This is a genomic window from Geodermatophilus sp. SYSU D00079 (genome assembly GCF_054050635.1).
This window is the reverse complement of record NZ_JBJGZS010000021.1, coordinates 68780-82525: the sequence shown is the minus strand read 5'-3', so window position 1 is coordinate 82525 and position 13746 is coordinate 68780. Positions and strand designations below refer to the sequence as shown.

Here is a 13746-nt window from a genome sequence, read left to right as displayed (position 1 = left end):
CGGGGGGGGGGGCGCCCGTGCGCCCCGATATACACCACCCCCCCCCCCCACACGAGGGCCGCCCGGCCCCGCCCCCCCGGCCCCGCCCCTCTCGTCGTCGGTGCGGCTCAGCCCTTGGGCACGAGGTTCATGTAGAGCCAGGTGTGGTCGGGGGCCAGGCCGGCGAGGAACTTGCCGCAGCCCTCCACCACGTGCGGAGCCGACGTGACGTGCTGGGTGCCGGCGTGCATGTCGCGGAAGTACTGCTGGATCGCACCGGTGCGCAGCGCCGAGGTGCCCGCGGCCTTGTAGACCTCGGTGCTGATGGCCTCCGCGGTCCAGGTGGCGTTGTAGAGCGCCAGCCGCAGGCGGGTGCGCTGGTCGGAGTCGAGCTGGCCGCCGTTCTGCAGCGTCTCGGTCGCCTCCCGCCACACCTCGTACACGAACGCCCGGGCCGCGTGGTACTTGCCCTCCAGCTCGCCGTAGGTGGCGTGGAAGCGCGGGTTCTCGGCCATGGAGCCGGCCCGGCCGGCCTTGCCGCGCACCTGGTCGGCGAGGTCGTCGAGCATCCGCCGCGCGACGCCCAGCGCCCACGCGGAGTGGCCGATGAGGGCGAAGTGCATGATGCCGAGCTTGAAGATCCAGCCGCCGCGGCGGCCCTCCTCGACCGGGCCGAGGTGGGTGAAGGTCTCGGGCACGAAGACGTCGCGGATCTTGTAGTCGATGCTGCCGGTGGCCTTGAGACCCATGACGTCCCAGGTCTCGATCAGCTCGGCCTTCTCCACCGGCAGGACGAAGATCCGCGGCTCGCCGGTCTCCTCGATGATGCCGAGGGTGTGGATCCACTGCGAGTGCTTGATGCCCGAGGCGAAGCTCCAGTCGCCGCTGAGCCGGAAGCCGTCGCCGTCGGTCTTCGCGGTGCCGGGGCGGGTGCCCTGGCCGGCCACGACGGGCAGCCGCTCGCCGGAGAACATCTCCTTGACCGCGGCGTCCTGCAGGTAGGCCCCACCGGTGCCGATGGCCAGGGAGGCGGCCATGTGCACCCACGCGGTCGACGGGTCGGCCTCGGCCAGCGCCTGGACGATCTGCAGCGACTCGATCGGGTCGCACTCGGCGCCACCCAGCTCGCGCGGGGTCCACATGCCGTACAGGCGGGCCTCGTGCAGGGCGTCGTCGACCGCGTCGACGAGCCGGCCGGCGGCCTCGTTGGCGGCCGCGTTCTCCCGGACCAGGGGCTGCAGCGCGCGGGCGGCAGCGACCAGGTCGGCCGGCTCCACCCCGCCGGAGGTGGCGAGGGCCGGGTCGGGGGCGGTCGTCGTCATGGTGGCTCCTGTTCTGCTGAGCGTGGCTCGTGCGGGTCGGGTGGGGCGGGACGTCGGCGTGACCGCGACGAGGCGGGCCACTGGCGAGGGGCCGTCCGTACCGGGCCGGCAGTGACCCAGGGGCCCACCCGCCGTGTCCGTCTGACGGACAACCATCCGCACCAAGTCTCCGGCGCGTCGCGCGGGTGTGTCAAGAGACACATGTCGCGGGACGCGGACCGGCGTCCACCGCCGCGCGCTTGACACGCCCTCCGGCCGCCAGCACCGTACGACCGGTCGGCAGACGGACGCGGGTGGGAGACGGTGCAGCGATGACGGTCGGATCAGCGGCTCCGGTCGTGTCCCTCGCCTACGGCCGGGGCACCGTGGACGTCCCCCGCCACGACGGCGCCCTGGTGGTCACGCCGCACGACGACCCGGCGCTGCCCGACCCCGCCGGCGCCCTGCGGGCGGCCCTGCGCGACCCGCTGGGGGCACCGCCGCTGGCGACGACGGTCCGGGACGGCATGACGATCGCGGTCTCGGTGTGCGACGGCACCCGCGCCCAGCCGCGCGAGCCGGTGCTGACCGCCCTGCTGGAGGAGATCGACGGCGCCGCCCGCGGCTGCGAGGTCGTCGTCCTGGTCGCCACCGGCACGCACCGCGGCAACACCCGGGACGAGCTGCGCGCCATGCTGGGCGAGGACGTCATGAGCCGCTGCGAGGTGGTCAACCACGACGCCCGCGACCGCTCGTCGCTGACCTCCCTGGGCACGGTCGGGGACGGCGTGCCGCTGGAGCTGAACTCCCGGTGGCTGGCCGCCGACCTGCGGATCACCACCGGCTTCGTGGAGCCGCACTTCTTCGCCGGCTTCAGCGGCGGGCCGAAGATGGTCGCCCCCGGGCTGGCCGGTCTGGACACCGTGATGGTGCTGCACGACGCCGCCCGCATCGGCAGCCCGCTGGCCACCTGGGGGGTGGTGGAGGACAACCCGGTCCACCGCGACATCCGGGCCTGTGCCGCGGCCGCGGCGCCCGACCTGGCCCTGGACGTGCTGCTGGACCGGCAGAAGCGGATCACGCACGTGGTCTGCGGCGAGCTGTTCGCGATGCACGCCCGCGCCTGCGAGCTCGCCCGCGCCGCCGCGATGCGCGCCGTCCCGCACCCGATGGACGTGGTCGTGACGACGAACTCCGGCTTCCCCCTGGACCAGAACCTCTACCAGGCGGTGAAGGGCATGGCCGCCGCCGAGCGGGTGGTGCGCCCGGGCGGGACGGTGGTCGTGGCCGCCGAGTGCGCCGACGGCCTGCCGGCGCACGGCTCCTTCGCGGAGGTGCTGGGTTCGGCGCCGGACCCGGCCGGCCTGCTGGAGCTCATCAACTCCCCCGGCTTCTCGGTCCCCGACCAGTGGCAGGTGCAGGTGCTGGCGCGCGTCCTCGCCAAGGCCGAGGTGCAGCTGCACTGCTCCGGGCTGCCCGCCGAGGAGGTCCGGGCCGCGCACCTGGTCCCCGCGCCCGACCTGGCCGGGGCGATCGACGACGCCGTCCGGCGGCACGGGCCCGGCGCCCGGGTCTGCTACCTCCCCGAGGGGCCCCAGACGATCCCCTACCTCGCCGGCCGACCGGGATGACCACACCGCGGATCGTGCTCGCCCCCGACAAGTTCAAGGGGTCGCTGCCCGCCGCCGAGGTGGCCGCCGCCCTGGCCCGCGGCCTGCGCCGCAGCCTCCCGGACGCCGAGCTGGTGGAGACGCCGATCGCCGACGGCGGCGAGGGCACCGTCGACCTCGTGCTCGCCCACGGCTTCACCGCCCGGACCCGCGAGGTGCCCGGCCCGCTCGGGGAGCCGGTGGCGGCCCGCTACGCGGTGCGCGGCGACACCGCCGTCCTCGAGATGTCGGCGACGGCCGGCCTGGCGCTCCTGCCGCCCGCGGGCCCGACCGAGTCGACCGCCCTGCACGCCACGACCCTCGGCGTCGGCCGGCTGGTCGCCGACGCGCTCGACGCCGGGGCGCGTCGCATCGTGCTCGGCGTGGGCGGCAGCGCCACCACCGACGGCGGCGCCGGCGCCCTCGTCGGCCTGGGTGCCCGCATCCGCACCGCCGACGGCGGCGACGTCGTCCCCGGCGGCGCCGGGCTGGCCGCAGCGGCCCGCCTGGACCTCACCGGCCTGGACCCGCGCCTGGCCGAGGCGGAGCTGGTCGTGGCCTGCGACGTGGACAACCCGCTGACCGGTCCGGAGGGCGCCGCGGCCGTCTACGGCCCGCAGAAGGGCGCTGCGCCGGCCACCGTCGACCGGCTGGACGCCGCCCTGACCCGCTGGGCCGACGTCGTGGCCGACGCGACGGGGGCCGACCGGCGTGACGAGCCGGGCGCCGGGGCGGCCGGCGGCATCGCCTTCGGGCTGGCCAGCGTGCTCGGCGCGCGGCTCACCCCCGGCGTCCGGCTGCTGCTGGACCTCACCGGCTTCGCCAACACCGTGCGCGGCGCCGCGCTGGTGGTGGTCGGGGAGGGCTCGCTGGACGGCCAGAGCCTGCGCGGCAAGGGCCCGGTCGGGCTGGCCGCGGTCGCGCGGGAGGCCGGGACGCCGGTGGTCGCCGTCGCCGGGCGCAGCGCGATCAGCGCGGCCCAGGCCCGGGACGCCGGGCTGGGCGCGGTGCACACGCTGGCCGAGCTGGAGCCCGACGTCACCCGCTGCATGACCGACGCCGCCGCGCTGCTGGAGACGGTGGGCGAGCGGATCGGCGAGCAGCTGCGCGGACGGCACTGAGCCCCCTGCCGGCGGCAGGGGGCCCGGTGCGGCGTCGGTCGGTGCTCAGCCCGCGGTGGGCGTCCGGTCGATGGTGACGTCGACCCGGCCGAAGGCGCGGATGAGGTTGTTCAGCGCCCGCTCGGTGCCCTGCAGGTGGAAGCGGTCCACCCGCGGCGCCAGCGCCCGCAGCAGGGACTCGGTCTCCATGCGGGCCAGGCCGGCGCCGGCGCACCCGTGCTCGCCCATGCCGAAGCCGAGCTGGTGGACGGCGTTGGCGCGGGTGACGTCGAACTCGTCGGGCCGCTCGAAACGGCGCTCGTCCCGGTTGGCCGAGGCGTAGATGACCAGCACCCGGGAGCCCTCGGGGATCTGCACGTCCCCGATCGTCGTGTCGCGGCTGGTGAGCCGGCCGAAGGAGCGGATCGGCGACTCGATGCGCACCACCTCGTTGACCGCGTTCGGGATCAGGCCGGGGTCGTTGCGAACGAGGTCCCACTGGTCGGGGTTCTCGGCGAACAGCCACACGGCGCTGCCGACCGCGCTGATCGTCGTGTCCAGCGACGGGGCGAGGTAGTCGAGCATGAGCATCATCGCCTGCTCGGTGGAGATGTCGCCGCTGTCGACGGCCTCGAGGACGCCGGCGCCGAGGCTGCCGGGCGAGACATTGCGGGTGCGGACGATCTCGGCGCCGTAGGCGGCCATCTCGCCGCACTGCGGCAGCGCCCGCTCGGTGCGGGCGTTCATCGGCCCGAAGGAGTCGAAGTTGGCGCCGGCCCAGCGCAGCAGGTGCTCCCGGCCCTCCTGCGGCCAGCCGATGAAGTCCGGGACGATCGACAGCGGCAGCGCCCGGGCCAGATCGGCGACGGCGTCGAACGAGCCCTTCTCGACCAGGGCGGCGACGAGCTCCTCGGCCTTCTCGGTGACGGTGTCCTTCATCGGCCGCAGCGCGCGCGGGGTCAGCCGGTGGGCCACGACCTGGCGCAGGTGCGCGTGCAGCTCGCCGTCGCTGGCCAGCGTGCAGCCGAGGATCGCCTGGTTGGCCGGCTCGTTGAGCGCGATGCCGTTGGCCGAGCGGAAGGTGTCGCTGTCCATGAGGACGGCCTTGGCCTCGTCGTACCGGGCGACGGCGTAGGCGCCGTGCTGCGACAGCCAGACCGCGGGCCCCAGCTCGCGGAGGGCGCGGTAGTCCTCGTAGGGCTCGAGCAGCGCCTCGTCGGTGAAGATGTCCCCGTCGTAGGTGGGGGCCGAGGTCGGTGCGGTCGTGGTCATGTCCGGAGGGGTCCTTCCAACGCGCGGGGCCGCACGGCTGCGGTAGTGGACAGTTGTCCGCGTCGCGGACACCGGGACGATGCCCGGCGCTCCGCGGTGTGTCAAGGGCCACAACCGCCCGGCGGAGGGCGGGACGGCGGTCAGCCGGTCGGCGGTCCCGGGACGAGCACGACCCGCCGTCCGGCGCCCTCGGCGGTCAGCGCCCAGCCCCGCTCGACCTCCGCCAGCGGCAGCACGAGGTGGTCGACGGCCAGGGCGCCGCGCTCGGCGTGCGCGAGGACGTCGGTCAGCGCCTGCGCCCGCTGCTCGGGGGTGAGGGCGTTGTTGGTGTAGCCGAGCACCTCGGCGCTGCGGCTGCGCAGCACCGAGGAGGAGAACCGCGCCTCGTCGCCTGAGGCGCCACCGAGGGTCACCAGCCGGCCGAAGGGGGCCAGCACCCGGGAGGCCGCGGTCGCCGCCGTCCCGAACACCGGGTCGACGACGACGTCGGCCGCACCGGTCGCCTCCGCGAGCCGGGCGGTGAGGTCGTCGACGTCGGCCGACAGCGGCACCACCTCGTCGGCGCCGGCCCGGCGGGCCCGCTCCGCGGAGCCGCCCGGCCGGCAGACCGCGACCACCCGCGCGGCACCCAGCAGGCGCGCGGCGCCGACGGCGACCTGACCCACGGCGCCCCCCGCACCGAGGACGACCACCCGCTCCCCCGGCACGAACCGCCCGCGCCAGGTCAGCGCCATCCAGGCGGCGACCGCGGAGAGCCCCAGGGCGGCGGCGAGCTCGTCGGGCACGTCCGCGGTCACCGGGACGACGTCGGCGTCCGGCACCGCGCACAGCTCGCCGAGGCTGCCGTCGCCCGGCGCCATCCCGGCCGACGTCGCGAACCAGACCCGGGTGCCCGGCCGGTGCACCCCCGACCGCTCGACGACGCCCACGCCCTGCACCCCGGGCACGTACGGCGTCGCCGGGCGGCCGAAGTACGAGGTGCCCGAGGCGCAGAGCAGGTCCAGCGGCACCACCGGCGCCGCGGTGACCCGCACCAGGGTGCGGCCCACGGTGGGCTCGGGCGCCGGGTGCGTTCCGAGCCGCGGCGGCGCGCCGGGGGTGGTCAGGACGGCCGCGCGCACGGCGTCCGCCCGCTCAGGTGGAGATGTCCGGGTAGGGCATGGAGATGTGCTCCATCGCCTTCCCGTACGCCTTCTGGTACTCCAGCGGGCCGTGGTCGCGCTCGAACATGGCGATGAACAGCGTGAGCGTGAGGAATGGGTGGGCGCCCATCTGGAACAGCGTCACGTGGTCGTGCTCGCGCAGGGCCGTGCGCTCCTCGTCGGTGAACTCCAGCCAGGTGGACCTCTCGGCGTCGACGACGTTGAGGATCTTGTTGGCCATCTCGGCCTCCCACCACTCGACCGTGCCGGCCGGGTCCTCGCGGTAGCGCTCGACCAGGTCGGGGTCGCGGTCGACGGTGTAGAGGAACTTGTCGAGCAGGTACTTGCTCATGCCGGGATCTCCGTTCCGGTCGTCGTCCGCGGGCTCAGGCCGGGGCCCCGTTGGGGTACCAGGTGAAGTAGGCCTCCATCGTGTGGAACAGGTCGAGGCTGTCGACGTGGGCGGCCTTCTGGCCCTCGCCGGCGACGCCCATCATGAGCATGAAGTCCATGAAGCCGTGGGTGGCGTTGCCCGGGGCGTGCAGGCTGTCCAGGCTGACCTCGGCCAGGCAGCCCTCGATGTCGCCGCTGGCGATCCACTCGATGGCCTTGCGGTCGAACTCGGGGTCGGGGCCGTGCTCGCCGAACTGGCGGGGGCCGCCCAGCTCCAGCGACAGGTGACCGGTGCCGATGATCGCCACCCGCTTGTCGCTCTCCCAGGACTCGACCATCTCGCGCAGCGCCTTGCCCAGCTGCACGAACCGCCTCGGCTGCGGCAGCGGCGGGGCGAAGATGTTGGTGTACACCGGCACGATCGGCAGGTCGGCCTCCGGCCGCAGCGCGATGATCGGGCAGGTGATGCTGTGGTCGATCCGCAGCTCGTTGGAGAAGGCCAGGTCGAAGTCCCGGTCCAGGCCGTCGCGCAGGATGTGCGCCGCGAGGTCCTCCTCGCCGCGCAGCTTCAGCCGGGGCAGGCCGAACTCGCGCTCCTCGTTGTACCAGTTGGCGTCGAACCAGGGCGCCTTGCCGACGAGGAACTGCGGCATGTTGTCCAGCCACAGCTGGTGGAAGTGGTCGCTGCCGACCATCACCAGCACGTCGGGCTCGGCACGGTTGAGCGTCTCGGCGAACGCCTCCTGCTTGGCGACCCACTCGTCGGCGAACGGCGGGCGGTCCGCGCCGGTCGACGTCTTGGCCCGGTAGTAGAACGGGTGGTGCGTGGACGCGATGACCGCGGCGACTTCAGCCATGCCGACCTCCGTTGGCGTCGATGTCAGGGGTGTACGGGTCGGGCGCGACGGACCGGTTGTTGAGGTCCACCGACAGGAAGATCTGGTTGCCCACAGGGTGCCGCAGTTCCTCGGCCAGCTGGCCGATCAGCCCCGCGGTGCGGGCCAGCAGCGCGAACCCGCGCAGCAGCTCCAGCGGCAGCCCCAGGTCGGCCAGGGCGGCCCCGCAGACGCCGGCGCCGTTGAGCGGCAGCGTCTTCCCCAGCACCTGGGGGTGCACGCGGCCGATCGCGGCGAACAGCGACAGGTGCGGGCCGTAGAGCCCCTCCTCCGCCGCGATCGCGAACAGCCGCGGGGTGCGGGGGTCGCCCTGCTTGTGCACGTGGTGGCCCAGGCCCGGCACGAACCGCCGGGCCGCGCGCTGGGCCTGCACGGTCTCCCGCGCGAGGGCGTCCCACCCGGCGTCGTCGGTGGGCAGGTCGCCGTCGAACGAGGTGAGGACGTCGTGCAGGAAGCGGCCGCAGTCCTCGGTGACCCCCAGGAACCGGGAACCGCCACCCAGCAGGCCCGCGGCGAGCGCCCCCTGCACCGAGTCGGGGGCGGACAGGTAGGTCAGCCGGGTGACGATCGCGGTCGGGGTGAACCCGTGGTCGGCCAGCGCCGCCAGCACCGCCTCGAAGACGCGGGTCTCCCCCTTCGACGGCCGTCGCTGCGTGGCCAGCCAGAAGGCCAGCTCCCCGAAGCCCACCTCGCCCATCACGTCGCCGGCGAGGTCCGAGCCCAGGAGGGTGATGCTCTCCAGGCTGGAGGCGCCCAGCGCGGTCTCGTAGACCGGGCGGCCCTCGTCGCTCACGCCGTCCCCTCCCGCCCGTCGGCGGTGCGGGCGGCCGGCGCGGCCAGCCACTCGCGGATCTCGGCACCGTGCTGGTCCAGGCGCGGCGGGGGCAGCCGGTAGTCGGCCGGGGTGGCGGAGAACCGGATCGGGTTGCGCACCGACGGCACCGCGGCGTCCCCCTCCCCCACGGTGACCACGGGGTCCAGGCCGACCTCCTCGGCGAAGGCCACCCCCTGGTCGACGGTGTTGATCGGCCCGCACGGCACCCCGGCGGCGATGATGTCGCGGAACCACTCCTGCTTGGTCCGCGTGCGCAGCCGCTCGACCAGCAGCGGCCGCAGCTGGTCGCGGTTGGCGGTGCGGTCCTCGTTGCGCAGGAAGCGCGGGTCGTCGGCGAGCTCGGGCACGCCGAGCACCTCGACCAGCTTGCGGAACTGGCCGCTGTTGCCGGCGGTGATGATCAGGTCGCCGTCCGAGCACGGCAGCGGCTCGTACGGGAACAGGCTCGGGTGGCTGTTGCCCATGCGGAAGGGCACGACGCCCCCGGCGACGTAGGCGCTGGAGTGGTTGACCAGCCCGGACAGCGCCGAGGCGAGCAGGTTGACCTCGACGTGCTGGCCCCGGCCGGTCTCGTGCCGGGCGTTGAGCGCGCTGAGGACGCCGATGGTGGCGTGCAGTCCGGCCATGACGTCGAACACCGAGATGCCGGCGCGGTACGGCTCGCCGTCGGGGTCGCCGGTGAGGCTCATCAGGCCGGAGATGGCCTGCACGATGAGGTCGTAGCCGGGCAGCTTGCGGCCCTCCGGACCGCTGCCGAAGCCGCTGATCGAGGCGTAGACGATGCCCGGGTTGTCCTCGGCGACCGTCTCGTAGTCCAGGCCGAACCGGGCCAGGCCGCCGGGCTTGAAGTTCTCGATGAGCACGTCGGCGCGGCGGGCCAGCTCCCGCGCGGCGGCCGCGTCGCCGTCGTCCTTGAGGTCCAGGGCGATGGAGCGCTTGTTGCGGTTGACGCCGAGGTAGTAGGTGGAGACCCCGTCGCGGACCGGCGGCGCCCAGCTGCGGGTGTCGTCCCCGGCGGGGCTCTCGACCTTGACCACCTCGGCGCCGAGGTCGGCCAGGAGCATGGTGGCGTAGGGGCCGGCGAGGACCCGGGAGAAGTCGGCGACCAGCAGGCCCGAGAGCGGGCCCCCACCCGGTGTCACGCCCGGTGGGAGCGCGTGTGCGGTCATCGGGCAAGCCCCTCTCATAGCTGGCGACCGGCATGCGGACGAAGGTCCGCACACCGCGTCCTGAGTCTTGGGGCGACCTCCGTCACTGTCAAGCCGCCGCCGGTGACCGCGCCGCCCGCCGACGCGGCGGGCGGAGGTGTTGACAGCGTCGCGCACGCGGCGCGAGGGTGGCTCGATCCGACGTCGTGACCGGTATACGGACGCAGGTCCGCTCGGTCGCCTGTCTCGAGGAGGAGACGATGACCAGTTCCGACGGCCCGGTCCCGCAGGCCGGACGCCCCGTGGTCCTGCGCGGCGGCACCGTGCTGACCATGGACGGCGCCTGCACCGTGCTCCCCGACGCCGACGTGCTCGTCGTCGACGACCGGATCGCCGCCGTCGGCCCGCGCCTGGAGGTCCCCGAGGGCACCCAGGAGATCGACGCCTCCGGCGGGATCGTCATGCCGGGCATGATCGACACCCACCGGCACATGTGGCAGACGGCGATGCGCGGCTACGGCGCGGACTGGACCCTCACCCAGTACTTCGTCTGGTACTACCTCGAGCACGGCAAGAAGTTCCGCCCCGAGGACATCGCCGCCGGCAACCGGCTGGCCGCCATCGAGTCCCTCGACGCCGGTGTCACCACCACCGTCGACTGGTCGCACAACCTGCAGTCGGTCGACCACGCCGAGGCCGCCCTGGACGCCCTGCGCTCGGTGCCCGGTCGCTTCGTCCTCGCCTACGGCAACATCCAGGCCGGTCCCTGGGAGTGGACCGCCGACCCCGCCGTCCGGTCGTTCCTGGAGCGGCTGCGCGACGCCCGCGACGACATGATGGGCGTGCAGATCGCCTTCGACGTGACCGGCGACCCGGCGTTCCCCGAGAAGGCCGCCTTCGAGGTGGCCCGCGACCTCGGGCTGCCGGTGACCACCCACGCCGGCGTGTGGGGTGCCACCAGCGACACCGGCATCCAGCAGATGTACGACAACGGCTTCATGACGCCGGAGACCACCTACGTCCACGCGTCCACCCTGACCCGGGACTCCTACCAGCGCATCGCCGCCACCGGTGGCTCGATCTCGGTGGCCACGGAGTCGGAGTGCAGCGCGGGGCAGGGGCACGCCCCCACCGAGCAGGTGCTGCAGTACGGCATCCCGGTGTCGCTGTCGATGGACACCAGCGTGTGGTGGAGCGGCGACATGTTCTCCGCGATGCGGGCGACGCTCAACGCCGACCGCATGTCCGAGCACCTGACCGCGCACCTCAAGGGCGACACGATCACCCACCTGCGGCTGCGCGCTCAGCAGGTCGTGGAGTGGACCACCCGGGGCGGTGCGCACACGATCGGCCGCGACGACGACCTGGGCAGCCTGGAGGTCGGCAAGAAGGCCGACGTCGTGCTCGTCAAGAACGACGCCTCCCCGGTGTCCTTCCCGCTGCTCAACCCGCTGGGGCACGTCGCGTTCCAGGCACAGCGGGGCGACGTCCACACGGTCATCGTCGACGGCCGGGTCGTGAAGTACGACGGGCGGCTGGTCGGGATCGACCTCGCGCCGGTGCGCCGCGAGATCGAGAACACGATCGAGTACCTGCGCGCGGAGATCGGCGAGGAGGCGTGGCAGGCCGGGATGTTCCCCGACAAGCCCGCCGCGGAGGCCGAGATCCTCGACAACCCGTACCAGTACAGCGACTTCAAGGACGAGTCGAAGCGGGCCGGCGGCGAGGACCGCGTCCTCGGACGCTGACCTCTGCGGCGGATCCGTGCGAGATCGCGTGATCTCGCACGGAGCCGCCGGCGCAGGCGGGCGAGATCGCGTGATCTCGCCGGAGACAGGGGGAGACACGATGGCGGGTCGCGGTACCGGACCGGACTTCGTCGAGGCGCTGGCACGGGGGCTGGACGTGCTGGCCTGCTTCGACGCCGACCACCGGAGCATGACGCTGTCGGAGGTGGCCACGGCCGCGGGCCTGGCCCGCCCGACCGCCCGCCGGCTGCTGCTCACGCTGGAGGAGCTCGGCTTCGTCCGCGCGGTCGGCAACGCCTTCCAGCTCACCCCGAAGGTGCTCACCCTCGGCATGGCCTACGTCGGCGCCCTGGGGCTGTGGGACATCGCCCGGCCGCACATGGAGGCGCTGGTGGCCAGCACCGGCGAGTCGTCGTCCATGACGCAGCTGGACGGCTCCGACGTCGTGTACGTGGCGCGGGTGTCGGTGCCCAAGCTGATCACGCTGCGGGTCGAGATCGGCACCCGGTTCCCGGCGGTGCAGACCTCGCAGGGCAAGGTGCTGCTGGCCGCCCTGAGCCCGGCCGAGCTCGAGGCGACGCTGGCCCAGCCCAGCCGCGCGGGCCTGCCCGCCTACATCGGCCGCACCCCCGACCAGCTGCGCGAGGAGCTGGTCGACGTCCGGGCGCGGGGCTGGGCGCTGGCCGACGAGGAGCTCGCCCCGGGGGTCCGCTCGGTCGCCGTCCCGGTGCGCGACGCCTCCGGCGCGGTACGGGCGGCCATGAACGTCACCGTGCACGCGGCGGAGACCTCGACGGCGCACCTGGTCGGCGAGCACCTGCCCCGGCTCCTGCGCACCGCGGGCGACGTCAGCGCGGAGTGGGCGGTGTGGCAGTCCCGCCCGCACCGCGACGTCGCCCGCGCCGCCGAGGGCGGCCCGGCCAGCGCCTGACGGGTCGCCCCCACCCCGCGCGCGGGCGGCAGCGGGAGTCCCTACGGTCGAGGCGGAGCCCCCCGCCGGTCCGACAGGAGATGCCATGTCGCACAACGAGCTGTCCCCGCCGTCCCCCCGCGCCCGCGAGCTCTACGACCGCATGGTCGCCTTCATGCGCGAGGAGGTGCTGCCGGCCGAGGCGGAGTACCTGGCCGCGCGGCGGGCGGCCGGGCCCGACGGGCACGAGGTGCCGGCGGTGGTCGAGACGCTCAAGCAGAAGGCGCGCGAGCGGGAGCTGTGGAACCTGTTCCTGCCGGCGGAGTCCGGGCTGACCCAGCTGGAGTACGCGCCGATCGCGGAGCTGTCCGGGTGGAGCCTGGACCTCGCGCCGGAGGCGATCAACAGCGCCGCCCCCGACACCGGCAACATGGAGCTGCTGCACCTGCTGGGCACCGAGGAGCAGAAGAAGCAGTGGCTGGAGCCGCTGCTGCAGGGCGAGATCCGCTCGGCGTTCGCCATGACCGAGCCGGACGTCGCCAGCAGCGACGCCACCAACATCGGCACCCGCATCGAGCGGGACGGCGACGACTACGTCATCAACGGCCGCAAGTGGTGGACCAGCGGCGCGATGGACCCCCGCTGCGCCCTGTTCATCCTCATGGGCAAGACCGACCCGTCGGCGCCGACCCACCGCCAGCAGACGATGGTGATCGTGCCGCGGGACACCCCCGGGGTGACCGTCGTCCGCGACTACCCGGTGCTGGGCCACCACGACCAGCACGGCCACGCCCAGGTGCGCTTCGAGGACGTCCGCGTGCCGGTGACCAACGTGGTCGGCGAGGAGGGCGGCGGGTTCGCCGCCGCCCAGGCCCGGCTGGGCCCCGGCCGCATCCACCACTGCATGCGCGCCCTCGGCGCGGCCGAGCGCGCGCTGGCGCTGCTCACCGCGCGTGCCACCGAGCGGGTGGCGTTCGGCGGGCCGCTGGCCGACCAGGGCGTCGTCCAGCAGTCGGTCGCGGAGTCCCGGCTGGAGATCGAGCAGGCCCGCCTGCTGTGCCACCGCGCCTGCCAGGTCATCGACACGCAGGGCAACAAGGCCGCCAAGGACCTCGTGGCGATGGCGAAGGTGGCCGTCCCCCGCGCCGCCACCCGCGTCATCGACCGCGCCATCCAGGTGCACGGGGGCGCCGGCATGACCGACGTGACGCCGCTGGCGGCCATGTACGCCTGGCACCGGGCGATGCGGCTGTTCGACGGCCCCGACGAGGTGCACCTGCGCTCGATCGCCCGGGCCGAGCTCAAGCGCGAGCCGCTGCTGCCCCCCGGCCGGGTGGTCGTGGAGTGAACGACGGGCCGGTCCCGGTGCCGTC

12 protein-coding genes are annotated in these 13746 nt (G+C 74.2%); 5 read left to right on the top strand and 7 right to left on the bottom strand.

The features are described from left to right. Positions 1–107: 107 nt before the first annotated feature. Positions 108–1301: an acyl-CoA dehydrogenase family protein gene (locus tag ACI79E_RS16520; RefSeq protein WP_456933656.1), complete on the bottom strand. Its 1194-nt coding sequence runs from the start codon at positions 1299–1301 to the stop codon at positions 108–110. Between the two features lie 311 nt (positions 1302–1612). On the opposite strand from ACI79E_RS16520, the gene larA reads away from it, so the two are divergent. Together larA and ACI79E_RS16510 are read left to right on the top strand one after the other, a co-directional pair. Then, a complete protein-coding gene (gene larA, locus ACI79E_RS16515; RefSeq protein WP_456933655.1) occupies positions 1613–2911 on the top strand; it encodes a nickel-dependent lactate racemase in 1299 nt (432 codons plus the stop codon). Further along, positions 2908–4050: a glycerate kinase gene (locus ACI79E_RS16510; protein ID WP_456933654.1), complete on the top strand. Its 1143-nt coding sequence runs from the start codon at positions 2908–2910 to the stop codon at positions 4048–4050. The genes larA and ACI79E_RS16510 overlap by 4 nt, the downstream gene beginning before the upstream one ends. A 45-nt stretch (positions 4051–4095) precedes the next feature. On the opposite strand, the gene ACI79E_RS16505 is transcribed toward ACI79E_RS16510, so the two are convergent. The 6 genes from ACI79E_RS16505 to ACI79E_RS16480 form a co-directional block, all read right to left on the bottom strand. Beyond that, positions 4096–5301, bottom strand: a complete 1206-nt coding sequence (locus ACI79E_RS16505) for a cytochrome P450 (protein WP_456933653.1) — start codon at positions 5299–5301, stop codon at positions 4096–4098. Between the two features lie 140 nt (positions 5302–5441). Then, positions 5442–6422, bottom strand: a complete 981-nt coding sequence (locus ACI79E_RS16500; protein ID WP_456933652.1) for a quinone oxidoreductase family protein — start codon at positions 6420–6422, stop codon at positions 5442–5444. A 13-nt stretch (positions 6423–6435) separates the two neighbouring features. After that, the gene (locus tag ACI79E_RS16495; protein ID WP_456933651.1) at positions 6436–6795 is read right to left on the bottom strand and encodes a hypothetical protein; all 360 of its coding nucleotides are present in this window, start codon (positions 6793–6795) and stop codon (positions 6436–6438) included. A 34-nt stretch (positions 6796–6829) separates the two neighbouring features. Continuing rightward, positions 6830–7693, bottom strand: coding sequence for a DODA-type extradiol aromatic ring-opening family dioxygenase (locus ACI79E_RS16490; protein ID WP_456921192.1), 864 nt, complete (start codon positions 7691–7693; stop codon positions 6830–6832). Further along, positions 7686–8525 (bottom strand): citryl-CoA lyase, encoded by an 840-nt coding sequence (locus ACI79E_RS16485; protein ID WP_456933650.1) that lies wholly within the window; start codon positions 8523–8525, stop codon positions 7686–7688. The genes ACI79E_RS16490 and ACI79E_RS16485 overlap by 8 nt, the downstream gene beginning before the upstream one ends. Next, positions 8522–9736 (bottom strand): CaiB/BaiF CoA transferase family protein, encoded by a 1215-nt coding sequence (locus tag ACI79E_RS16480; RefSeq protein WP_456933649.1) that lies wholly within the window; start codon positions 9734–9736, stop codon positions 8522–8524. The genes ACI79E_RS16485 and ACI79E_RS16480 overlap by 4 nt, the downstream gene beginning before the upstream one ends. 239 nt (positions 9737–9975) lie before the next feature. Here ACI79E_RS16480 and ACI79E_RS16475 point away from each other — a divergent pair, with 239 nt between their 5' ends. The 3 genes from ACI79E_RS16475 (at position 9976) to ACI79E_RS16465 (ending at position 13721) form a co-directional block, all read left to right on the top strand. Continuing rightward, a complete protein-coding gene (locus tag ACI79E_RS16475) occupies positions 9976–11463 on the top strand; it encodes an amidohydrolase family protein (RefSeq protein WP_456933648.1) in 1488 nt (495 codons plus the stop codon). A 100-nt stretch (positions 11464–11563) separates the two neighbouring features. Further along, on the top strand, positions 11564–12394 hold the full coding sequence (locus ACI79E_RS16470) for an IclR family transcriptional regulator domain-containing protein (RefSeq protein WP_456933647.1): 831 nt from the start codon (positions 11564–11566) through the stop codon (positions 12392–12394). A gap of 85 nt (positions 12395–12479) precedes the next feature. Next, the gene (locus tag ACI79E_RS16465; RefSeq protein WP_456933646.1) at positions 12480–13721 is read left to right on the top strand and encodes an acyl-CoA dehydrogenase family protein; all 1242 of its coding nucleotides are present in this window, start codon (positions 12480–12482) and stop codon (positions 13719–13721) included. Positions 13722–13746 lie beyond the last annotated feature (25 nt).